This is a genomic window from Mesorhizobium sp. C120A, assembly GCF_030323105.1.
Lineage (GTDB): Bacteria > Pseudomonadota > Alphaproteobacteria > Rhizobiales > Rhizobiaceae > Mesorhizobium.
This window is the reverse complement of the sequence record NZ_CP100476.1, coordinates 4265891-4288855: the sequence shown is the minus strand read 5'-3', so window position 1 is coordinate 4288855 and position 22965 is coordinate 4265891. Positions and strand designations below refer to the sequence as shown.

18 protein-coding genes and 1 pseudogene are annotated in these 22965 nt (G+C 62.2%); 14 read left to right on the top strand and 5 right to left on the bottom strand.

Translation table 11 applies throughout. The annotated features are described in order from the left end of the window. Positions 1 to 5 precede the first annotated feature (5 nt). Together NL532_RS20865 and NL532_RS20860 are read left to right on the top strand one after the other, a co-directional pair. A complete protein-coding gene (locus tag NL532_RS20865; RefSeq protein ID WP_031203388.1) occupies positions 6 to 1694 on the top strand; it encodes an ATP-binding cassette domain-containing protein in 1689 nt (562 codons plus the stop codon). Further along, on the top strand, positions 1691 to 3013 hold the full coding sequence (locus tag NL532_RS20860) for an HlyD family type I secretion periplasmic adaptor subunit (protein WP_023723907.1): 1323 nt from the start codon (positions 1691 to 1693) through the stop codon (positions 3011 to 3013). The genes NL532_RS20865 and NL532_RS20860 overlap by 4 nt, the downstream gene beginning before the upstream one ends. Before the next feature lie 275 nt (positions 3014 to 3288). Here NL532_RS20860 and NL532_RS20855 read toward each other — a convergent pair whose 3' ends face one another. After that, on the bottom strand, positions 3289 to 3693 hold the full coding sequence (locus NL532_RS20855; protein ID WP_023829567.1) for a transposase: 405 nt from the start codon (positions 3691 to 3693) through the stop codon (positions 3289 to 3291). Positions 3694 to 4336: 643 nt separating this feature from the next. On the opposite strand from NL532_RS20855, the gene NL532_RS20850 reads away from it, so the two are divergent. The 9 genes and pseudogenes from NL532_RS20850 to NL532_RS20810 all read left to right on the top strand — a co-directional run bounded on the left by NL532_RS20850 (position 4337) and on the right by NL532_RS20810 (position 16451). Continuing rightward, a complete protein-coding gene (locus NL532_RS20850; RefSeq protein WP_023829566.1) occupies positions 4337 to 4798 on the top strand; it encodes a hypothetical protein in 462 nt (153 codons plus the stop codon). Positions 4799 to 5245: 447 nt separating this feature from the next. Beyond that, positions 5246 to 5788, top strand: a complete 543-nt coding sequence (gene ligD / locus NL532_RS20845; protein ID WP_023829565.1) for a non-homologous end-joining DNA ligase LigD — start codon at positions 5246 to 5248, stop codon at positions 5786 to 5788. 145 nt (positions 5789 to 5933) lie between these two features. Beyond that, on the top strand, positions 5934 to 6902 hold the full coding sequence (locus tag NL532_RS20840; RefSeq protein ID WP_023829564.1) for an ArdC family protein: 969 nt from the start codon (positions 5934 to 5936) through the stop codon (positions 6900 to 6902). 69 nt (positions 6903 to 6971) lie between these two features. Further along, the gene (locus tag NL532_RS32430) at positions 6972 to 7292 is read left to right on the top strand and encodes a DUF2958 domain-containing protein (RefSeq protein WP_460221719.1); all 321 of its coding nucleotides are present in this window, start codon (positions 6972 to 6974) and stop codon (positions 7290 to 7292) included. Between the two features lie 75 nt (positions 7293 to 7367). Beyond that, positions 7368 to 9488: a ParB/RepB/Spo0J family partition protein gene (locus NL532_RS20830; protein WP_286487432.1), complete on the top strand. Its 2121-nt coding sequence runs from the start codon at positions 7368 to 7370 to the stop codon at positions 9486 to 9488. Positions 9489 to 9534: 46 nt separating this feature from the next. Further along, positions 9535 to 9654, top strand: a pseudogene (locus tag NL532_RS32425) (DUF6117 family protein); the annotation flags it as partial. A gap of 173 nt (positions 9655 to 9827) precedes the next feature. Continuing rightward, positions 9828 to 14156, top strand: a complete 4329-nt coding sequence (locus tag NL532_RS20820; protein ID WP_286487431.1) for a strawberry notch family protein — start codon at positions 9828 to 9830, stop codon at positions 14154 to 14156. Next, positions 14156 to 15190 carry a DUF7146 domain-containing protein gene (locus NL532_RS20815; RefSeq protein WP_031203382.1) on the top strand — a complete coding sequence of 345 codons (1035 nt, stop codon included), beginning with the start codon at positions 14156 to 14158 and terminating at the stop codon, positions 15188 to 15190. The genes NL532_RS20820 and NL532_RS20815 overlap by 1 nt, the downstream gene beginning before the upstream one ends. Before the next feature lie 340 nt (positions 15191 to 15530). Further along, a complete protein-coding gene (locus NL532_RS20810) occupies positions 15531 to 16451 on the top strand; it encodes a DUF2493 domain-containing protein (RefSeq protein WP_023690439.1) in 921 nt (306 codons plus the stop codon). A gap of 262 nt (positions 16452 to 16713) precedes the next feature. Here the strand turns inward: NL532_RS20810 and NL532_RS20805 are convergent, their stop codons facing one another. Continuing rightward, on the bottom strand, positions 16714 to 17037 hold the full coding sequence (locus tag NL532_RS20805) for a nucleotidyl cyclase domain-containing protein (RefSeq protein ID WP_023690440.1): 324 nt from the start codon (positions 17035 to 17037) through the stop codon (positions 16714 to 16716). A gap of 347 nt (positions 17038 to 17384) precedes the next feature. Here NL532_RS20805 and NL532_RS20800 point away from each other — a divergent pair, with 347 nt between their 5' ends. The 3 genes from NL532_RS20800 to NL532_RS20790 are packed head-to-tail and all read left to right on the top strand — an operon-like array spanning position 17385 to position 19221. Then, complete coding sequence (locus NL532_RS20800) at positions 17385 to 17993, top strand: hypothetical protein (protein WP_023696785.1); 609 nt, start codon at positions 17385 to 17387, stop codon at positions 17991 to 17993. Beyond that, the gene (locus tag NL532_RS20795) at positions 17990 to 18382 is read left to right on the top strand and encodes a phage holin family protein (protein WP_023693628.1); all 393 of its coding nucleotides are present in this window, start codon (positions 17990 to 17992) and stop codon (positions 18380 to 18382) included. The genes NL532_RS20800 and NL532_RS20795 overlap by 4 nt, the downstream gene beginning before the upstream one ends. Positions 18383 to 18438: 56 nt before the next feature. After that, positions 18439 to 19221, top strand: a complete 783-nt coding sequence (locus NL532_RS20790; RefSeq protein ID WP_245270441.1) for a hypothetical protein — start codon at positions 18439 to 18441, stop codon at positions 19219 to 19221. 147 nt (positions 19222 to 19368) lie between these two features. Here NL532_RS20790 and NL532_RS20785 read toward each other — a convergent pair whose 3' ends face one another. Genes NL532_RS20785 through NL532_RS20775 form a run of 3 tightly spaced genes read right to left on the bottom strand, consistent with a single transcriptional unit; the run spans position 19369 to position 22917 of the window. Continuing rightward, positions 19369 to 21000 (bottom strand): ABC transporter ATP-binding protein, encoded by a 1632-nt coding sequence (locus NL532_RS20785; RefSeq protein WP_031203625.1) that lies wholly within the window; start codon positions 20998 to 21000, stop codon positions 19369 to 19371. Then, positions 20990 to 21874 (bottom strand): ABC transporter permease, encoded by an 885-nt coding sequence (locus NL532_RS20780; protein WP_023673827.1) that lies wholly within the window; start codon positions 21872 to 21874, stop codon positions 20990 to 20992. Before NL532_RS20780 ends, NL532_RS20785 begins: the two co-directional genes overlap by 11 nt. Then, positions 21871 to 22917 carry an ABC transporter permease gene (locus NL532_RS20775; protein ID WP_023830219.1) on the bottom strand — a complete coding sequence of 349 codons (1047 nt, stop codon included), beginning with the start codon at positions 22915 to 22917 and terminating at the stop codon, positions 21871 to 21873. The genes NL532_RS20780 and NL532_RS20775 overlap by 4 nt, the downstream gene beginning before the upstream one ends. Between the last annotated feature and the right edge of the window lie 48 nt (positions 22918 to 22965).

The following is a 22965-nucleotide window of genomic DNA, read 5'->3' as shown; positions in this document are numbered from 1 at the left end:
TCCCGATGAACACACGAGGCAGGCGTCGGTATAGCGGCCCCCTCAGCGAAATGTGGAGAAAGTCGATACCCGGCCTTGCGGCTCTGGTGGTATTCAGCGTGTTTATCAATGTTTTGCGCTTTGCCGGCCCGCTCTATCTCATACAGATATTCGACCGGGTCATCTCGAGCCGCAGCGTTGAAACCCTTGTCATCCTGACCCTGGCTGCCCTGCTCGCCCTGGTAGCCGGCGTCGCACTGGAAACCATTCGCCGTCGCATGCTCTCGCGCTGGAGTGTCTGGATCGAGCATCAGTTGACCAGCCATTTCGTGAAAGCCGGATTGACGTCAGGCGTAGCCAATCCGCCGCTTCTGGCCAGCATCGAAAAGGTCTCCAGCTTTGTTGAACGCGGGCTATCTGCCTGGCTGGATGTCGTTTGGGCACCGATTTTCCTGTTGTGTGTGTACTTCATCCATCCGGTTCTCTGGCTGATCGCGCTGGCAGCTACCGTTTTGCTGGTTGGTATGAGCCTGTTGAAGGAAAAGTTCACACGCGAACCCCGTCAAGCGGAACGCGATGCCGCCAAGCAGGCAAAAGAGGTGTTGGTTTCGGCGGAGCGGCACAAAGACGTTGTTAGTGCCTTTGCAATGGCGGACGCAATCGCCGGGCGCTGGGGTAGGAGCCGGGCGGACGGCTTCCTGCAAAGAGACCGGCTTAATGCTTGGGGATCCAGCCTGGATGCCGCGATCCGGGTGCTAAATCGTAGCCTCTACATTATTCTGCTGGCCTCCGGCATATGGCTGTTCCTGAACGACCAGGCGTCGCTAGGGGGGATATTTGCAGCCCGACTCATAGCCAACTTCGCTTACAGGATGGTTGGCAAAGCGGTTGGGGAACTCAGAGGCCTCCGCGAGGCGCGCGAAGGATACGCCAAAATCAAGGCGGACCTGGCCAGGCCGTCGGACGGGGACCCGTCCTTGCTGCCTGGAACTTCGCGCGGCACACTAATTCTTGATGAAGTAGCGTTCAGGCACGCGGGATCGCGAGAAGACGTATTCAGGAAACTGTCGCTGTCGCTGGGGCCAGGCGAGTTGCTATTGGTCATCGGGCGCGCAGCGACCGGCAAGACAACGCTCTCCCGCCTCCTGATAGGCTTGCTCAAGCCACGAACCGGACAGGTTCGCCTGGGAGACATGAACGTCACTCGGCTTCCGGATTATATTAGAGCCGAGGCCATTGGCTATTTGCCACAGCAAGTCGAACTGTTCGAGGGAACCGTCGCCCAGAATATTGCCCGGTTTCAACAAAGCTCCATCGATGATGTGGTTTCTGCTGCAAAAATAGCAGGAATCCACCATGTTATTATTCGCCTGGACCAAGGCTATGACACAGTGCTTGACGACACGATCGGGCTGTCTGGCAGCGAACGGAAACGGATTGCGCTTGCAAGGGCGCTGTTTCGCGCTCCGAGACTTATCGTTCTGGACGAGCCATTCGCCAATTTTGACAGTTCGTCGAGAAGGGCGCTTGAAGCAGCGGTGAAAGTCATGAAGGGATCGGGATGCTCGGTAGTCATTACCATGTCGGGACAAACCAACCGTCTTGTCGGATTGATCGACCGGACGCTGATCCTGGGCGGCCGAACGCCTGAGCTCTCCGATCCCACGGAGCGCGCGGTTCGTTCCGTGAAAACTGAGTTGCGGAGTGTAAAGTGACAGTCCCGCTCGCCGTTGGCGCCAAACAACCCGGAGACGATCCGGCGCCCTTTGGTAAGAACTTCATTGTTCTCGGTTTCGCGATAATCGCAATTTTTTCGACCCTGACCGGCATGTGGCTTGTTGCGGCTCCAATCCAGGGCGCCATTGTTGCCAACGGGTTGGTGGAGGTAGCCTCAAACGTAAAGACAGTGCAGCATCTCGAAGGTGGGATTGTATCCGAGATATTGGTTCAGGAGGGCGATCGCGTATCGGCAAGTCAGGTCCTGGTACGACTGCAGAGCACTGCTTCTACGGCCGCTGCAAACGAGATCAAGGCGCAATGGTACGAGGCGAAAGCTACCGAGGCACGGTTGATCGCCGAGAGAGACGGCAAGGACTCAATCGAGATTCCGCCAGAGTTAAAGGAGCCCGGTAAAATGGCGGCCGAGGCTGTTTCCGGCCAGGAGAGTATCTTTCGAACACGTCAGACCTTGCTTCGTGAGAGACTTTCCTTGCTGCAGCAAACGACCGGAAGCCTGCATAAGGAGATAGAGGGCTATGAAGGGCAGGTGGCTGCGGCCACACGGAAACTGGAGTTGATCGAGGAGCAACTAGGCGATGTTCGTGCCCTTTATCAAAAGAAGCTGGTGGTAAGGACGCGCCTGACAGATTTGGAGACTGAAAAGGCGGATGTGGGAGGCGACCTGAGCGGCTATATCGCGTCAATTGGCGTTGCCAGGCAAAAAATGGAGGAGACGAAGTTCAAGGTTGCTGAACTTAACGCATCCACGGCGGCCGACATTGTCGCTGAGCTTGGGGTGGTGCGTGCCAAGATATATGAATCCGCTCAACGAATAGCCGCCGCCGATGACGTGATGACAAGAACCGAGATCCGCGCTCCCATCGGAGGCACCATAGTGGGGCTCAAGATTCACACCATTGGCGGGGTGATAGCAGCAGGCGATCCTCTGATGGATATCGTGCCCGTCGACGACAACTTCGTCGTGATTGCCAACGTGGACCCGCTCGACGTCGACCAGGTGAAAGTGGGGCTGCACGCGACCATCTGGCTCAGCGCGGTGGGCAGGCGGTATCAGCAGCCCATGAACGGTGATGTCCGCACCCTTTCAGCAGACCGGCTGGTCGATCCGCGCACTGGCAAGGCATTTTATGCAGCTCGCATCGTTCTGACACCTCAGTCCCTGAAGGCAACGCCCGTGGCATTGCAAGCCGGAATGAACACACAAGTGATGATCGAGACTGGAGCGAGGTCAGCATGGGAATATCTTAGCGCTCCGGTCTACGCTGCAATGGGTCGGGCTCTGCGCGAACAATAGGATTGGCTGTCGGAGCAGCCGCCTTTGGGGTGGGATTGTGAGCGGTGCGCAAGCTCAGCGCCTCCACATCTCAAAAGATAGCGTGCACCTGCTGGGGTGAGAGAAGACATAACCGCTAACTTTACACCAAGACGGCGCTTCTTGCAGCGGCGGATTGGCTTTTGCGCCGTCTTGGTGGATCGCAGACGTCACGAATGATTTCAGTGACGCGGGTGAGGATTTTTCCCGGCCGCATCACCATCAGTATGGCGTTGAGGATTTCAGAACGCAGGAGACTATGCAGCCTCCAAAGGGACAGCGATTGCGCCGTGCCTGGTTTGGTCTTCACAAGGGGGAGAGTCTAGAACGTCCGTGACGGCCTCGTCGATCATCAGCGCCAGCATCAGGTGGGCCGTCAGCCAGCTTCGAGCGAGCCGCTCATCTCGCGCGGGAAGCTTATGGATGCCCATTCCGCTCTTGAGCCGCTTGAAGGCGAGTTCGACCTGCCAGCGCAACCGATAGGTCTGCAGAACCTCGTCGGCCGTCAATTCATGGCCGGAGGTCAGCAGCATGACGAAGCCCGCGGCAATGTGGGTCATCGGCTGCAGCCTGTTGGAGCAGCGGCGCTGATTGCCCCGTTTTGCCGCCTTCCCGCAAATGGCCTGATCGGCCGATAATCCGCTCAAAGGAATGGGCAACATCTTCCGTCGACACCGATGAAGTGCCCTGCCAACGTTCTTCGCGCAACGTAAGGCGGTAGGTACGCGGATCGTCATTCGTGATGCTATCTACAATATGTCGTTCCCAATCCCATGCATTGCCGGTTCCATGCCGTTTGTAGCGAACGAGAGGTGCGAGAAGGTTACGTGTGACGATAGCGTCTTCTCTTGCAGCGTCAGCAGGATTGAAGGATCGAAAGTTTTTGCGTACTCGGATACGCAGCGCCGGTGTCTTGCAATCGGCTTTGGCGGCGTGAATTGCCGGTATCGCCAATGCCGCGCCAATAAGCGCCCGGCGCGTAAGCCCCTGAGACGTCATAGGTTCCCACCCTGCTTCGGCAATACTGTAGCATGATATTGTCCCACGAATGAACTGCGCAGCGGTCAGCTGTCCTCAGCAACTAGGGATAAAGCAGTGGCATGCGAGCTCTTGGGGTGTGGCATCCTTGATGTTCAAGCGAAGTTCCATGGTTCGCCTCCTATGGCTAACTCCGCCGATAGTGAACAAAAAGAGAACACAGAGTCAAGCGCGCCCTTTGAAGAGAGGAATATGTTCCTTATTTCAGCGTGATCTGGAGCAGCAAAGGAGCGTGGCTCGGCGTCAATCGCGCTGGCCGGCGAAGCTATGGCAAAAACCGCGGAAGACAATTTTCGGATCGAGGTATGGCATCGCGACGAGCAGGCTCTGTCGGAAACCATCTCGCGTTCCCCCGATTCACCGGTGAGTCAGGCAGCTTGGCAAGCTGCCATCCGACGCCGGCCAGGTATGTTGCTGATCCACTACAACAGCCGACATGTGATGGAGAAAATCCTGACACCGGGCGAGGTGAATATCCCGCCGCAGGCCATCATTGATGGCAGTGTTCACGCGGGCCTCGACGTCGCGCTCGGCGATCTTCGCGAATGGCATGTGTTGCGGGCCTGGTGCAGATCTTGTTCGCACCATGCAACGGTAAAACCTGCCGGGCTCATCGAACGCTATGGAAAAGGCGCTTTGTTCAGTTCGGTCGAGCGAGCGCTTTTCTGCACGAGTTGTGACAGGGGAGGGCCTGTGAGGCTTGAAATTCACAAGCTGCCACGCAATTGAGGGAGCCGAAAGGGTGCAAGACCAGATCGATTTCTTCCAGGCCAACTCGGCCCTGGCGTTGTTCAACCCTATCGCATCGTCGCCGATCAGCGGTCGGACTGTCGAGAACCGGAACTGCGCGCGATCACTGCCGGGTCGGCTACCCATCCTGAGCAAACACATGCGGACCACCGCGGACGGGGACAGTCGGTCCCGCGTCCCGTCATGCGGCCGGCGCTATGCTGACGCTCCTACGGCTGTCCCGTTCACCGCCCGAGGCGGGGGCGAATTTCCTCCGTCCTGCGCGCGACAACCGTCACTGTTACGGACGCGCGCAGGACTGCGGCTTATACGCCGTTCTCCCTTTGAGCGCCGCCGGTCGCCGGCGCGGGATGCTTGGCATGGAACCGAATCCCAGGCAGGGTATTGTGGGGAAGCCGTCGCCAGCAGCCGGATCTGCCGCGCCGCATGATCTTCGACATCGACCCCGACGAGGGCTTGGGCTTTGCTGCCGTCAAGCAGGCAGCCCTCGACATTCGGAGCATTCTGGAAGCGCTTGGATTGCAGTCGTGGCCGTTGCTGTCCGGCGGCAAGGGCGTTCATGTGGTCGTGCCGCTCGTCCCTCTGGCAGACTGGGACGAGGTCAAGAGCTTCTGCCAGGACTTCGCCGAACTGCTGGCCCGTACAGATCCGTCGCGCTTCGTCGCCAATATGAGCAAGGCGAAGCGCAAGGGCCGAATGTTTCTCGATTACCTGCGCAACGGCCAGGGCTCCACTGCAATCTGCCCCTGGTCGACTCGGGCACGCGCGGGGGCGTCGTGCGCGGTGCCTGTCAGCTGGGATGAGTTGCCCACCTGCGAAAAACGCCAACGGCTTCGATGTCTTCGCCGCCGCCGCGCGGGCTCAGTTGCGCGAAGCCTGGGAAGGTTATTTCGACGTCGCACAAACGCTTACCGACCGCATTCGGCACGCAGTCCGGCAGCAATAACCATAGGTCAGCGACACTACTGATTGGCGCGGACCGCCTTTGCCCCAAGTCCGGGAGCGTCCCCCTTCGAGGCCTGGGCTAGCCTCTAGAGCGAGAGTACGGACCGGTTTGCCGTGACGGGTTGAGAGCTGGAGGAGAGGCCTCCGGCGCCCGTCGCGGAGAAACCCGATGTCCAGACATTACGCTCGCGCCGGCGCCGACCGGGCAAGCCTCTATGATGACATCACCAACAAGATCATCGCCGAGCTGGAGGCTGGGCGCTTTCCCTGGGTGCCCTGGGGCACGGCGGCGGCGCAAGCACCCCTCGCCATGCCGGCCAATGCCGCCTCTGGCCGCGCCTATTCGGGGATCAACGTGCTGATCCTGTGGGGTGCGGTCGTCGAGCATGGCTTTCCCGTCCAGGGCTGGCTGACTTTCCGCCAGGCGCTATCGCTGGGCGGCCATGTCCGCAAGGGCGAACACGGGACCACCGTCGTCTATTCTGACCGCTTCATCCCTGACGACGAGAAGAAACGCGCGCGGGAGACCGGCGAGGCAGCACGGGCCATACAGTTTCTGAAGCGCTTCACCGTCTTCAACGTCGCGCAATGCGAAAATCTGCCCGACGATCTGGCGGTGTTTCCGCCCGCACCAGAGCCCGGACTGATCGAACCGGCCGTCGAGGCACTGATCAAGGCGACAGGGATCGATTTCCGCATCGGCGGCAATAGCGCCTATTATGTGCCGGCGCACGACTACGTGCAGGTGCCGCCTCCGCAGGCGTATTTCGAGACCATCGACTGGCACCGCACCGCCCTGCACGAGCTTGGCCATGCGACCGGCCATCCCTCCCGCGTCGGCCGTGACCTCGGCGGCGCCTTCGGCACAAAGCGATATGCTTTCGAGGAACTGGTCGCCGAAATGAACGCAGCCTTCTGCTGCGCCTCGCGAGGTATTGCGCCGACCGTGCGCCACGCCGATTACCTGGCCTCCTGGCTCGACGTTCTGCGCGAAGACAACCGAGCCATCGTGCGTGCCGCCTCCCAAGCCAGCAAGGCAGCCGACTGGCTGCTCGCCTTCCTTCCGCAACCCGACAACGGAACCAGGGCAGGGCCCGCCAGCGTCGATGAGGTCGAAATCGAGAAGAGGGCGGCATGATCGTTCTCACCGAGGAACTGCGCGTGCCTGCTCGCCAATAGCCGCGATCGCGACGCCGAACACGTACGGGTGGTGAAGCTCTTCAAATCAACTCGGCGAAGGAATTGGCTCGCAACCGCGCTCGAGATGACGTCGATCCGGCTGCCTTTCGGCATCGGCATCGAGCGGGACATGCTCTTTGGCACCGACCTGCCGATTTCCGTCTGGGCAGAGGCGGTCCGCCGGGGCGGAAACCTTCGCGACGCCGAACGCAACTCGACCATGCCGGCCAATCTGGCCGAGACGGCGAGTGAGATCTCAGCTTGTAATCCGCAAGCCGCAGATGCGCAGTCGTGTCTGCGGCCCTGTCCCCACCTCTGGATCTTCGGTGCGGCTCAGTCCTCAGAGTGAGAGGGCTGCGCCCGTCTTTTTTGACGGGTTTGGAGGACGAGAGAGTTTCGGCCGCCCGTCGCGGAGATAGTCCACATGGCTACGCCCAAGCAGAAGATCACCCTCAACGCTTCACGTGACATCCCCTTCAACAAGCTGATGCTGAGCCAGTCCAATGTCCGGCGCATCAAGCGCGGGGAAACCATAGAGGACCTCGCCGCGTCGATCGCTCGGCGCGGCCTGCTCCAGAGCCTCAACGTCCGGCCAGTGTTGGACGGCGAGGGCAACGAGACCGGCATGTTTGAGGTGCCGGCTGGCGGGCGCCGCTATCGCGCGCTGGAACTGCTGGTCAAGCAGAAGCGCATGAGCAAGACCGAGCCAGTTCCCTGCGTCATAAGCGACGCCCACAGCGCGGTCCCGATCGAGGAGGACTCGCTGGCCGAGAATTTTCAGCGCGAAGATTTACATCCGCTCGACATGTTTCGCGCCTTCCAGACACTTCATGACCAGGGCGCGAGCCATGAGGAGATTGCCGCACGCTTCTTCGTCTCCGCAACATTCGTGCAGCAGCGCCTCAGGCTGGCCAGGGTTTCGGCCAAGCTGCAGGAGATTTACGAGCAGGATGGCATGAAGCTCGAGCAGCTCATGGCGTTCACCGTGACCGACGATCACGCCCGTCAGGAGCAGGTCTGGGAGGCGCTCGAAAACTCCTGGTCGAAGGAGCCGCAGCAGATCCGGCGCCTGCTGACGGAGACCACTGTGCGGGCAAGCGATCGCCGGGCGCTGTTCGTCGGTGTCGACGCGTATGTCGCTGCCGGCGGCGTGGTGCTGCGCGACCTGTTCGAGGCCGACAATGGCGGCTGGCTGCAGGACCCCGCTCTGCTCGACCGCTTGGTCGGCGATAGGCTGAAGTCGATCGCCGACGAGATCGCGGCGGAGGGCTGGAAGTGGATCGTGGTCGATGCCGATCTGCCCTACGGGCACGATCACGGTCTGCGGGCAATCGCTGGCACCCCCGTCGGTCTGACCGACGCGGAGCGGGCGGAACGCGAAGCCCTGCGGGCGGAGTACGACCGGCTGGAAGCCGAGTATGGCGAATCCGACGAACTCCCCGACGATGTCGATCAGCGCCTCGGTCAAATCGAGACCGCGCTTGAGGCCTTCGAGAGCCGGCCGATGCACTACGATGGGGCCGAGATCGCCCGCGCCGGTGTGTTCATCAGCATCGATCGTGATGGCGATCTCGTCGTCGATCGGGCCCATGTGCGCCCCGAGGACGAAGCGATGCAGGCGGTCGACGGCCACTCGGCCGAGCCAGGTTGCGCCACCGAGAACGAAGACAGCAGACACAATCCTTCGGCCCGCGCGATTATCACCATCGGCGCGCAGGCGTCCGAGCCTGAGGAGGATGACGGCGACACCATCAAGCCGCTACCCGAGCGCCTGGTCATCGAACTTACTGCCCATCGCACGTTGGCGCTGCGCAACGCACTGGCCGAGAACCAGCATGTGGCCATCACGGCGCTCTTGCACCGGCTCGTCCTCGACACCTTCGGTCAGCGTTCCGCCATCGGCTGCGTCGAGGCCTTCGTCCGACATGTCCACTTGCCGTGGCAGGACGTCGGTCTCAAGGACAGCCCTGCGGCCAAGGCCGTCCATGAGCGCCATGAGGCATGGAAGAGCGACATTCCACTGGATGACGACGAGGCCCTATGGGCGTGGCTCGACGGACTCGATGAAGCAAGCCGGCAGACGCTGCTGGCGCATTGCGTCAGCTATGGGATCAACGCCTTGTTCGAACGACCCAATCCCTACGGCAGCGGCGTTTCCCAGCATGGACTCGATCAGCGCCGGCGTGAAGCCGATCGGTTGTCCCGTGCCACCGGGCTTGACATGGTAGATGCCGGCTGGCGGCCGACGGTGGATAACTATCTCGGTCGCGTCACCAAGTCCCGCATTCTCGAAGCCGTGCGCGAAGGCGCCGGCGACCAGGCCGCCCAGCTTATCGACCATCTCAAGAAGGCCGACATGGCCAAAGAGGCCGAGCGCCTCCTGGCCGATAGTGGCTGGCTACCCGAACCGCTCCGCCTTCGCGGCAATGACGCCGCCCGGCCGAATGTGGGCGAGGAAGCTGACCTCCCCGAATTCCTGGCCGGTGATGACGAGGACGGCTCGGCCACCCATGAGACTGCCGCACACGCGGTCGCCGCCGGATAGCACCGTCGGCGGAGTGGCGCGGGTCGCTCGGCCCTTTCTTCTTCACTACGAGTTCACGCCGTTCGCTCATCTTGCCGACGGCAATCCCTATGATGCCTACCTGCCGCCCGATCCCGACAGCGCCAATGGTTTCCTACAGAAGTCGGGGCCTGACGGCGGAATATGATCGAGATCGGTTGATACCGGCAAGCGCTCCACCTCATGGCGGGGCGCTTGTTTCATTTTGGCTTCGGTGGAGGCCAGAGAGGGAGAGGCGAGCCGGGATGGTTTTGAATCCGCACGGTCCAGAGAGAGCGCCGCGCGGCTCGATCCTGTCCCCGCTCTCCCGAGGTTCACACCATGTACATGATCTCGCCCGCTGTGGCAGTTCCCGCAGCCGCGCCGCTCCCGCTCCCCCAAACCGGTGCAGCCGGCGCTATCTTCGCCGCCGCCGGCCTTCTGCTTCCCCATCTCGAGCGCGGCGACAGCATCGACGCGCCAAAGTTGCGCGCGGCGATGGAAGCCGCATTCGGCGCCTCCGACGCCGCCGGCGCCTGGGACTGGAAGCAGGCCTACGATGCCCGCGAGGCTGCGACGGTCCTTTTCCTGCGCAAGTACGGAAAGGCGTTGTTCCGCAAGGCCGCGTCTCCGGCTCTCCGGCTGTCAGCATTGTCGAAGATCGCCCGGCTCATGCCGACGCATACCCGCCGATCCGAAGAAGCACAGACCTTCCAGCAGTTCTCGACGCCGATTCCGCTCGGCATGGTCGCCGCAACGGCCGCTGCCATCACGCCGGCCGACCGTGTGCTGGAGCCTTCCGCCGGCACCGGGCTGCTCGCCATCCTGGCCGAGATAGCCGGCGCCTCGCTCATTCTCAACGAGCTTGCCGAAACCCGCGCGGCACTTCTCTCCGGCCTCTTTCCGGCCGTCTGCGCCAGCCGCTTCGACGCCGCCCAGATCGACGACCATCTCTATCCCGGCGCCGTGCCGAGCGTGGTGCTGATGAACCCGCCCTTTTCGGTCATGGCCAACGTCGAGGGCCGCATGGCCGACGCGGCCTGGCGGCACATCGCCTCGGCCCTGGCGCGCCTTGCGCCCGGCGGGCGGCTGGTGACGATTACCGGTGCGAACTTCGCGCCCGACCACCCGGCCTGGACCGCCGCCTTTACTCGCCTGCAGGAACGTGGCCGCATCGTCTTCTCCGCCGCCATCGACGGCTCGGCCTACGCCAAGCATGGCACGACCTTTCCGACACGCCTCACCGTCATCGACCGGGTGCCGGCGGACGATCCGGACGTGTTCCCGGCAGATCAGGGCGTTGCCCCGGATGCCGCGACGCTGATCGCATGGGTCGGCGAGCATGTGCCGGCACGGCTGCCGGTCACCATACCCGCAGGTGCAACTCCCACATCGTCGTCGGCCGCACCCCGCACAGTGCGCGGCTATCTTGGTCCCACGGCAAGAATAACACCGCGGCCACCGCTCACTGATCCCGATGCCGTTGAGCTCGCCTATCAGGTGCTCGACTGGAAGGCCGCCGAGGGCGGCCACATCAGCGACGCCATCTACGAGGACTACGCGCTTCAGGCGATCCGCATTCCCGGCGCGCAGCCGCACCCCACCCAACTCGTGCAATCGGCGGCCATGGCCTCGGTCGCGCCGCCCAAGCCGAGTTATCGGCCGCGCCTGCCGAAGAACGTCCTTGACCTGCTCTCGGACGCGCAGCTCGAGACCGTCATCTATGCGGGCGATGCTCACGCCGAGTATCTCGCCGGCGCCTGGACGCTCGACGATACCTTTGACGTAATTAGCGCGGCGGCAGATGACGCGGCGCGGGCCGTGCGCTTCCGGCAAGGCTTCATGATCGGCGACGGTACCGGTGTAGGCAAGGGCCGCGAGTCCGCCGCCGTCATCCTTGACAACTGGATGCAGGGCCGTCGCAAGGCTGTGTGGATCAGCAAGTCCGACAAGCTCATCGAGGATGCGCAGCGCGACTGGTCCGCGCTCGGCATGGAGCGCTTGCTGGTCACCCCGCTCTCCCGCTTCGCGCCGGGCAGGCCGATCACGCTGGCGGACGGCATCCTGTTCACCACCTATGCCACGCTGCGGTCCGACGATCGCGGCGAGAGGGTTTCGCGGGTCAAGCAGATCGTCGAATGGTTGGGTCCGGATTTCGATGGGGTCATCATCTTCGACGAGGCGCACGCCATGCAAAATGCCGGTGGCGGCAAGAGCGAACGCGGCGACGCCGCTCCCTCCCAGCAAGGCCGTGCCGGCCTGAGGCTACAGCACGCCCTGCCGAATGCCCGCATCGTCTATGTGTCGGCGACTGGCGCCACCACCGTGCACAATCTCGCCTATGCCCAGCGGCTCGGCCTCTGGGGCGGCGAGCATTTTCCATTCTCGACCCGCGCCGAGTTCGTCGAGGCGATCGAGGCTGGCGGCGTGGCGGCGATGGAAGTACTGGCACGCGACCTCAGGGCACTTGGCCTCTATACCGCCCGCTCGCTCTCTTTCAACGGCGTCGAATACGAACTGCTCGAGCATGAGCTGACGCCCGAACAGGTCCGCATCTATGACGCGTACGCTGGGGCCTTCGGCGTCATCCACAACAATCTCGATGCTGCGATGCAGGCGGCCAACATCACCGGCAGCACCGGCACGCTCAATGCCCAGGCCAAGTCGGCCGCGCGTAGCGCCTTTGAAAGCGCCAAGCAGCGCTTCTTCGGCCATTTGTTGACCAGCATGAAGACACCGACCCTGATCAAATCCATCACCGGCGATCTGGAGGAGGGCCATGCGGCCGTTGTCCAGATCGTCTCGACGGGTGAGGCGCTCATGGAGCGGCGGCTGGCCGAGTTGCCGACCGAGGAATGGAACGATGTTCGCGTCGACATCACGCCGCGCGAATACGTCCTCGACTACCTCGCCCATTCCTTCCCGGTGCAGCTCTACGAGCCCTTCACGGATTCGGAGGGCAATCTGTCGTCGCGCCCGGTCTACCTCGATGGCCAGCCGGTCGAGAGCCGCGAGGCGGTCGCCCGGCGCGACGAGCTGATCGCGAAACTGGCCAGCTTGACGCCTGTCCCCGGCGCGCTCGACCAGATCGTGCAACATTTCGGCGCGGACCTCGTGGCCGAAGTCACTGGCCGCTCGCGCCGCATCGTGCGCAAGCGCGACCGCCTGGTCGTCGAGCACCGAGCAGGGTCAGCAAATCTGGCCGAGGCGCAGTCCTTCATGGACGATCAGAAGCGCGTTCTGGTGTTTTCCGACGCCGGCGGGACGGGTCGTTCCTACCATGCCGAACTCTCGGCCCGGAACAGGCGCCTGCGTGTCCACTACCTGCTCGAGGCCGGCTGGAAGGCGGATACCGCGATCCAGGGCCTGGGCCGCACGCATCGCACCAACCAGGCGCAGCCGCCGCTCTTCCGACCGATCTCGACCAATGTGAAGGCGGAAAAGCGCTTCCTCTCGACGATTGCCCGCCGCCTCGACACGTTGGGCGCAATCACGCGCGGCCAGCGCCAGACCGGTGGCCAAGGGCTGTTCCGGCCAGAGGACAATCTTGAAAGCCACTATGCCGGCGATGCCTTGCGGCAGCTCTATCTCCTGATCGTACGCGGCAAGGTCGAGGGTTGCACACTCCAGCGTTTCGAGGCGGCGACCGGTCTCAAGCTGATGGACAACAACGGCATCAAGGACGAGTTGCCGCCGATCACCACCTTCCTCAATCGCCTGTTGGCGCTGACCATCGAAGTGCAGGGCGTGCTGTTCGGCGCCTTCGAGCAGCTTCTGGCCGCTCGGATCGGTGGCGCCATCGCCTCGGGCACCTATGACACCGGGCTGGAGACCCTGCGGGCCGAGAGCTTCGTCATCACCGACCGGCAGGTCATCTACGCCCATCCGCGCACCGGCGCCGAAACGCGGCTGCTGACGATCACCCAGCGCAAGCGCAATCGGCCCGTCATGCTCGATGCGGCGCTCCATCACCTTCGCGATTTGCGCGCCATCCTACTGATCAACGAGCAATCTGGCCGCGCCGCCGTGCAGATCCCAACCACCAGCATCATGCTCGACGACGGCGAGATCGAGCCGCGGGTCCGCCTGATCCGGCCAATGGAAGGCCAGAACATGCCGCTCAAGGCTATGGGCGAAACCCGCTGGGTCGAGGCCCACCGTGAAGCTTTCGCTGCAGCATGGAATGCGGAGGTCGCCGAGACTCCCGAGTTTGCCGATGCCGTGCTGCACATGGTGACGGGCCTGTTGTTGCCGATCTGGAAGCGTCTGCCAAACGAGTCGACCCGCGTTTTTCGACTTCAGACCGACGAGGGCGAGCGCATAATTGGTCGCCTTGTCACGCCGGCCTGGGCCGCCAACGACACGGCGACAGGCGTCGCATCGCTATCGCCCGAGCAGGCGCTCGCGGCGCTGATCGACGGGCGGACGATCCTTGATCTCGCCGAGGGTCTCCAGCTTCGCCGCAGCCGCGTCATCGGCGCGTGGCGCATCGAACTGTCGGGCTTCACCGACATGATGCGGGAGCGCCTCACCGCCTACGGTCTCTTCCACGAGATCATTTCGTGGAAGCTCAGGATGTTCGTGCCGATCGACGCCAACGGGCTCGCCGTGCTGGAGCGCGTGCTCGAGCGCTTCCCAATCGAGCGGGTCAGTGAGCGGGAGGCTGCATGATGACGCGTCACGCTGCATCCGACCTCGCACACCGCCTCGCCGAACATGCCGAGGCGGTGTGCCGCCACTACCTCTCCAATGGCCGTCGCCAGGGCAACTATTGGAGCGTCGGCGACGTCCGCAATGCGCCGGGCCGCTCGACGTTCGTGCGTCTGCAGCCATCCCCGAAGGGACCGCCAGGCAAATGGACCGACGCCGCTACCGGCGAGCATGGCGACCTGCTCGACGTCATCCGCGAATCCCTCGGACTGGTCAACTTCCGGGACGTCGCCGATGAGGCGCGCCTGTTTCTCGCTATGCCAGATGCCATGCCACCCCGACCGGCCGCGCCGATCACGCAGGTCCCCATTGGATCTCCGGAAGCGGCTCGCCGACTGGTCGCCATGTCGAAGCCCATTATCGGCACCCTCGTGGAAACCTATTTGCGTGGACGTGGCATTGCGACTTTGTCCGGCACCGGATCGCTGCAGTTCCATCCGCGCTGCTACTACCGGCCCGGCGATCATGGACCGACCGAGACCTTGCCGGCAATGATCGCTGCTGTCACCGACCTTGATGGACATTTGACCGGCGCGCACCGCACCTGGCTCGCACCGGACGGCACCGGCAAGGCGCTCGTCGACACGCCGCGTCGCGCAATGGGTGACCTTCTGGGTCACGCCGTCCGCTTCGGTGCACCCGGCAGCGTCATGGCGGCAGGCGAGGGCATTGAGACGACGCTGTCGCTCAGATGCGCCTTGCCCGATATGGCGATGGCTGCGGCACTCTCGGCAGCCCATCTAGCCGCCATCCTGTTCCCGCCAACCCTGCGCCGGCTCTATGTCATCCGCGACAACGATCCGGCCGGTGACGGTGCCCGCGACAGCCTGCTCGAGCGCGCGACGGACGCCGGAATCGATGCAATCGTGCTGTCGCCAGCGATGCAAGACTTCAACGAAGACCTCAGCCGCTTCGGACTTGCGGCCTTCCGGGCCTCGATTGCAGACCAGCTCATGCGCAAAGATCGCATCCGATATCTGACACAGGCGGCATGAGCCGGGAGGGGAAGCGCGCGGCGCACGGTGCCGGTGCGGCGCATGGATGAGTGACCCGCCGGCAGAGAGCCGAGACCCGGCCTTCGAGAGGGCGATCGGCCCACGAACTGGCCGGCCAGGCAATGGCGGCGGCCGACTATTTTCCGGCGCGCGCGACTGGTCGCGAATGGCAGCGATCGGGCGCGACGCCTTTCCATCGCGAGGCAAAATAGCCGACCGCCGGCATCCTCCGCTGCGCTCCGGCCCTCCGCATCGCTGCGGGTGTCGGACCGTCCCGCCCGTGGGCTCTCGTCGCCATGAAGGCCGCGAGGGTCGCGGTCAAACCGACGGGAGCATCCCCATGAGAGAGCACGACGACACTGAACCGCACCACGCCGCTTCTGCGACCGATCACATCCTCACCGAACTCCAGCTCTATGGCTGGCGACCATTTGCGGACGAGCCCGATCCGCGACCGCTCCCCGGTGGCGACCAAGTGGCCGGAGCCGTGGCCGACATCTTTGACGCCCTCATCGTCACCCTGGCTGACACGCGCCTCGAACCCGACCTCGATGACTTGCTCTGGTCCCTCACCAATGTCTTCCACCGAGCTGTACAACGGATCGAGCGGCAACTGGAAGACAACGAGCAGGCCCAGCGCTGTCTGCAGCGCGAACAGGATGGCAGCGAGATCAAGGCGGTTGAACTCGAGACACTCACCGCCCAGGGCCAGACCATGATCGAACGGCGGGGCGCCTTCGAGCTCATGCGTGACCAGGCCGCCGAACACTACGATCAGTACACCGGTTCTGCCTGGCGACCGCGCACGGGGTCGATGGTAAACCACCACCATCTCACCGCCGCAATGATCGATAGCCGCGACTTCCTCGCGGCCAGGCGGCGCGCGGAAACCGAGGTCATGTTGCCGGCCGGCCCCAAGATCGCCTTCTCCGGCGGCGATACCGCCGATCACGAGATGATCTGGGCAAAGCTCGACCAAATCCGCGCCAAGCACCCCGACATGGTGCTGATGCACGGCGGATCACGCAAAGGCGCTGAAAAGATCGCCGCCCGCTGGGCCGATCATCGCAAGGTGCCGCAGGTCGCCTTCAAGCCCGACTGGAGCAGACACGCCAAGGCCGCTCCCTTTAAGCGCAACGACCAGATGTTGGCGGTCATGCCGATCGGCGTCATCATCTTTCCCGGCACCGGCATTCAGGAGAACCTCGCCGACAAGGCCCGCAAGCTCGGCATCCCGGTCTATCGATTAGGCGGCTCGTGAGCGCCCCCTTTGACCCTAGATCTTAGTCCAGGTTGGTCACCGCTATTCCACAATCTCACCGATGTGGAGGTATGTCTTTCACGACGCGAACGGCGGCTTCGCGCCTCATGACAGTCGGTTCCCCGGTTCAGTCCATTCACCAAAAGCGGGCGTCGCCAAACGCCCAGCCCTCAGGCTGTTATGTTCGCGGCAAATGCTCAGCTGGGCCGAATGGATGAGGCGCGACGATACCAGGCAAAATTCTGGGCACTCCGCCGGACTGTCACGAGTCCTCGAAGCGCAGGCCGATCTTTCCCGCTGCATGTTCCTGCACGCGTTCGGAAACGCAGATCCTGCCAGGCTCGGCGATCCTCTCCAGACGCGCGGCGATGTTGACCCCCGCGCCCAAGACGTGACCGTCCTGTTCGATGATGTCGCCGACGATCTTGCCGCGATGCGTGGCAATACAGGGATCGAGGTGGTCACGTTGATGGCTGTTCAAGCGCTCGAGGGCACCTTCTTCGTCAGCGCCCATCAGTTGACTGTACCCGGCGAGGTCAGCCGCAAGGATCGCCGAGAGCTTGCGCTCGACCCGACCGATTTCCATCCAGTCCCTCTGCAAGGCGTCAGGATCATATTTGCCCAGGTCAAGCGATCCAAGTCCGCTCTTCCGGTTTTCTTTGGGATCGCGTCAACCATGTCGGGCGCACCCGTTCGTACGGAGCAACTGGCGCTCCGCACGAGGGACAGGGCAACTCACTGGTGACTGGGTGCGTGCCTGACGAAGCTCTTCGTTTCGGCTGAGATAAATGCTCTCACTTACGGAACATCGCAGGTTCGTCGAAGTTGGAAAGCTACGGAGGACGTGCACATGAACAGTGTCATCTATCTTATCGGCCTTATCGTCGTCGTGCTCGCGGTCCTCTCCTTCCTCGGTTTTCACTAGGTGGCCTCATGCAGCATGAGAACGATCAGGGCGGACAGCCCACCGATTTCGACAAGGCGAAAAGCGACGTCTCCGACAGACTTCGCCAGGAAAATGAGCGTGCCAGCGAGTTGCTTCACGACGCGCGGGACGAGGTGACCCGTAAGGCTGGCGACTATGCATCTGAAGCCACGCAGGTCATCTCCGACAAGGCGGAGGAGGCGCAGCGCGACATCGGATCGAGCTTGGCGGCGTTGGGTGGTGCACTGCGAGCGGCCAGCGATCACCTTGCCAGCAACGATGAAAGGAACGCATCGAAATTCGCTTTGGATGCTGCCAGTGGCCTTGAGCGGCTTTCATCGTCCTTGAAACAGAAGCCCTTTAGCCAAGTCCTTGATGACGTGCAGTCCTTCGGCCGGCAAAATCCCGGTGTCCTGCTTGCGGGATCGGTGTTGGCCGGATTGGCTCTCGGGCGGTTCATCAAGGCTTCTCCGCCGGCAACGCCCGATTCTGAGGCCGCTCCGGGAGGCCTCAGATCACACACCGATCAGCCACAGGGTTGGTCCGCTGATCGTCCACAAGATTTTGGCGTGGTCGGCGATGATGGCGCCACGCAGATCGCGGAGCAGGACAGATGAACAACCAGGACAATCCCAGCCTTGCCGGGCTAGTCACCGATTTGGCCCAGAATGTAACCACTCTGGTGCAAACCGAGGCGAGGCTGTTTCGGGCCGAGCTCTCTGAAAAGCTTACCAAAGCCGGAGCAGGTGCCGCGGAAGTGCTGGGCGGCGCGATTTGCCTGCTCGCCGCGCTCTTGGTGTTGCTGCAGGCGCTCATTATCGCGCTGACGCGGGCAGGGCTTGGCGCGGGGTGGTCTTCCCTGCTGGTCGGTGTGGTCGTGGCGGTCCTCGGCGTCATCCTGCTGCGGACCGGGACGGCCAGCATGGCGCCTTCGGAACTTACCCCCGACCGGACCCAGGGACAGCTCAAGCGCGACGCGAGCGCGATTAAGGAACAGGTGAGATGAACGAGAAATCCGCAGCCGAACTTGAACGCGAGGCCGAGGCTGCTCGCGCTCGGGTGATGGAGACCGCCGAATCCATTCGAGGCAAGATGACGCCTGGACAATTGCTGGATGAGTTCACCGGGCTGTTCTCGGGAGGGGAGAGCGCGGCCATGCTCAGCAATCTCAGAACGCAGGTCCGAGACAATCCTTTGCCGGTCACCATGGTGGGCGCAGGTCTGGCCTGGCTGATGTTCGGCAGCGGTACCTCAAACACCGCCCACCGTTCGGCTGGCTATCCATTGCCTTCAGCGCCGGGACGACATGATGTAGCAGGGGAGCGCGGCGGCTTGGGCGGCACGCTCTCCGACGCCGCGGAATCGCTCTCCTCGAGCGCTGCCAGCGTCGGCGACACCATATCGAGCACCGCAAGAGCCGCTGCGGCGGGTCTGACGGGAAGCGCTGCCAATGCAAGCTCGACGACTGGGGACATGGCGGCGAAAGCCAGCCGCTCCGCGCAAGATCTGTTGGAGGATCAACCCTTGGCCGTAGCGGCCGTCGGTCTCGCCATCGGCGCCGCTATAGGTGCAATTCTGCCCCATACCGCAACGGAGGACGAGCAACTGGGCGCCTATGGCGACAAGCTTCGCGATTCCGCCGAAACTTTGCTCGACAGGGGCCTCGATGAGGCCAAGCAGGTCGCCGCCGACGCCTATGAGACCATCAAGCAGGAAGCTGGCCGGCAAGATATGGAAGCAGACACGATAGCCGATCAGCTCGGCGAGATCGTGAAGTCCACAGCAGACAAGACCGAGCATGCCGTGCGCGAACGTATTTCCGATACGCCTCAGCGTCAAACCTAGCCTGATGGTCCTGGATCAGCGATAGACGGTTCCAGAAGGCGTGCATAATAGTCGCGCTGATCGCTGCGCGTGGAGCTCGATCATGCCCTTCAAAGCACGTGGAAGATGGGCGGACGGGGACTTAATTCCTGACCACCTTGCAACCTGTCAGATTTTCCGACTGGCCAGCAATCTTGTCAGCCAGTCAGGATCCATTTCGGGAACAGAGGACAAAAGCCGTTCGGTGTAAGCGGCATACGGAGGTGTGAGAACCACGCTCTTCAATCCCTGCTCGACGACTTTGCCGCCGTGCATGACGACAATCTCGTCTGCTATCGCGCGCACCGTGGCAATGTCATGGGTAATGAAGATGTAGCTCATCCCGAGTTCACGCTGTAGGCGCATCAGAAGCTTGAGGATCTCCTCCTGCACAATTTGGTCGAGCGCGGATGTGATCTCGTCGCAGATGATAAGCTCCGGTTCGGCAGCCAATGCCCGCGCAATGCAGACGCGTTGTTTTTGGCCACCTGATAGCTCGCCAGGTAGACGTTCCAGAAAATCCTCGCTCATCTCGACCATGTGCATAAGTTCGCTTATCCGGCGATCTCTCTGCGCGCCTTTGAGGCCGAGGTAGAATTCGAGTGGCCGATCTAGGACTTCTTCGACCGTTTGGCGCGGATTAAGGGCGTTGTCGGGCATTTGATAAATCATCTGGACGCGACGCAGGACCTCCTTGGGCCGCGCCTTCAGGCTCTTGGAAAGGAGCTGGCCTGCGAAAGAAATCGAACCCGAACTTGGCGGCAAGAGTCCGGTAACGACTCGAGCGAGCGTCGATTTCCCAGAACCGGATTCGCCGACCACAGCGACTGTTCTTCCGCGCGGAACCTTGATGGAGACATCCTGGAGCACCTTGACCCCTCCGGCATAAGCCGCGGTGACGTTGTCTATCGTCAAGAGATAGTCATCGGCTGGAACTTCGGGCTTGGCGAGCTTGCGGACTGCCCAGAGCGTCCTCGTATATTCCTGGCTGGGCGAGGCCAGCATCTGGCGTGTGTCAGCCACCTCCACGGTAACTCCGTGTCGCAGAACCATAATGCGATCCGCCATTTGCGCCACCACCGCCAGGTCATGCGTTACGTAGATTGCAGCAGTACTGAATTCCTCAACGATGTTGCGAATGGAGGCAAGGACTTCAACCTGCGTGGTCACATCGAGCGCCGTTGTTGGCTCGTCGAATATTATGAGGTCCGGTCGACAAGCCATTGCCATCGCTGTCATGGCCCGTTGCAACTGCCCGCCTGAGACCTGATGAGGATAGCGAAAGCCTATGCTCTCGGGTTCTGGGAGCTGAAGACGCCGATAAAGATCCACGGCGCTCCGGTTCGCCTCTTCCCGGCTGACGATTCCATGCGCCACCGCGGTTTCGATGGTTTGTTCCAAAAGTCGATGTGCCGGATTGAAGGAGGCCGCCGCGCTTTGCGCGACATAGGCAATGCGGGAGCCCCGGAGACGACGGCGCCCCTTTTCATTGACTGCCAGGAGATCAATCCCGTCGAACAGGACCGAGCCCTGTGTGATCCGGCAGCCCGGTTTGGCATAGCCCATTGCGGCAAGGCCAATGGTGGACTTGCCGGCGCCTGACTCGCCGATTAGGCCAAGAACCTCCCCCCGCTTCAGCGTAAGATCGATCCCGCGGACGATGGGATGCCACTGTTCGTCCGAGGATCCCTCCACATGCAGATTGCGGATTTGCAGTAGATCCTTTCCTTTTTCGCGTGAGCCTGGATCGCTATTTTTCATCCCGCAACCCGCTTGTTGCGTGCAGGTACCAGTCCACAACGAAATTTACGGATACGGTAAGAAGAGCTATCGCGCCGGCCGGAAGCAGCGGCGTGACATCGCCGTAAGTGATCAGGGTTGCGTTCTCGCGCACCATTGATCCCCAATCGGCCGTCGGCGGCTGAATACCGACTCCGAGGAACGACAGCGCCGCGACTGTCAGGAACACGAAGCAGAATCGCAAGCCGAACTCGGCGACCAGTGGAGGCATGACATTGGGAAGGATTTCATTGGCGATGATCCATCTCGGTCCCTCGCCGCGCAATCGCGCCACCTCGACATATTCCATCACGGCCACGTTAAGCCCAACGGCGCGAGAAAGCCGAAAGACACGGGTGGAATCGAGAAGCGCAATGATAACAATCAGGCTGGTGATCGACGAGCCGAAGATCGACAGAAGCACCAGCGCGAAGATCAGACTCGGGATCGACATCAGCACGTCCACCGCACGCGACAAGATCTGGTCGAGCCACCCCCTATACAATGCGGCAAGGAGGCCGAGCGACACGCCTACCGCGAAGGAGAGCAATGTAGTCGCGACCGCGATAGCGATGGTGTTGCGCGCACCGTAGATCAAGCGGGTGAGCATGTCGCGGCCGAGCTGGTCGGTTCCCAATTTGAATTCCTGATTCCACGGCGCGAAGGCTTCGCTGAAGACCTGCGTCTCGCCATATGGGGCTATCCAGTGCGCGAAGACCGCAACAAGGACGTAGCCAACGATCACCACGATGCCGAACCATGCACTAAGCGGTGCCTTCTTCAGCGCTGTTGTCGCCCGGCTGGCACGCGAGCGCCTCAGCCTCTGAACCGCCGCGATAGATTGGGATCTGGTCATCGTGGGTGCAAGAGCCTGGGGTTGGTGGCGATGGAAATAATGTCGGCCAGCAGGTTGAGAAGGATGTAGGTCGCGGCGAAAATCAGGGCACAGGCCTGGACAACCGGAACATCCCTGGATTTTACCGCATCAACCATCAGTTGGCCGATCCCGGGATAGACGAAAACGACCTCGACCACGACCACTCCGACTATGAGATATGCCATATTGAACGCCACGACAGTGACGATTGGAGCCCAGGCATTGGGCAGGGCATGCCTCAGCACGATCACCATCGGGGACATTCCCTTGAGGCGCGCCATATCGATGTAGGGGCTTGCGAGCATGTTGATGATGGCCGCTCGGGTCATGCGCATCATGTGGGCCACGATCACAAGTGTAAGGGTGATTGCCGGCAGCGCCACCTTCCAGAGGTGCTCCCAAAATGGGGTCTGATCGTTCACATTCGACAATGTCGGAAATTTGGGAACCGCATTGAGTGCCCAGTTCAGTGAGATACTGAGCCAATGGGGCAGGGATTGAGCGAAATCGGATCCAATGAACGTGTCGCGCGAGATCACCAGGTAGGCGAGCATATAGGCGACGAAAAACTCCGGGAACGAAATAGTTGTCAGTGTCACGGCATTCACCAGCCGGTCGAACCAGCCGTTGCGGTACAGCGCGGCGAGAATGCCAAGCCCGAGCGCCAGCGGAACCGCTATCAGCGCGGTCACCGCTGCAAGAAACATCGTGTTGTAGAGGCGTGGCGCGATGATCTCGGCCACGGTACGCCGATATCCGGTGCGGCTCGCGAACGAAGAGCCGAAGTCGCCGTGAAGCATTTGCGCGACCCAGACGAAATAGCGCTCGACAGGCGGACGATCGATGCCGATTTCCCGCTGAAAGGCGGCGACCGTTTCGGGCGTCGCCGACTGCCCGAGCGTGGCCTTGGCGAAGTCGCCCGGAAGCATCGCGATGGCAGAGAAGATGATGATGGACACGATGAACAAAGTGACCAGGCCGAGGCCAAGGCGCTGCAGAACCGTTCTTGCGACGGGGTTCATGTGAGTGCCGTCTCCCTTTGGGCGGCAGTCCTGCACTCGGAGCAAGCC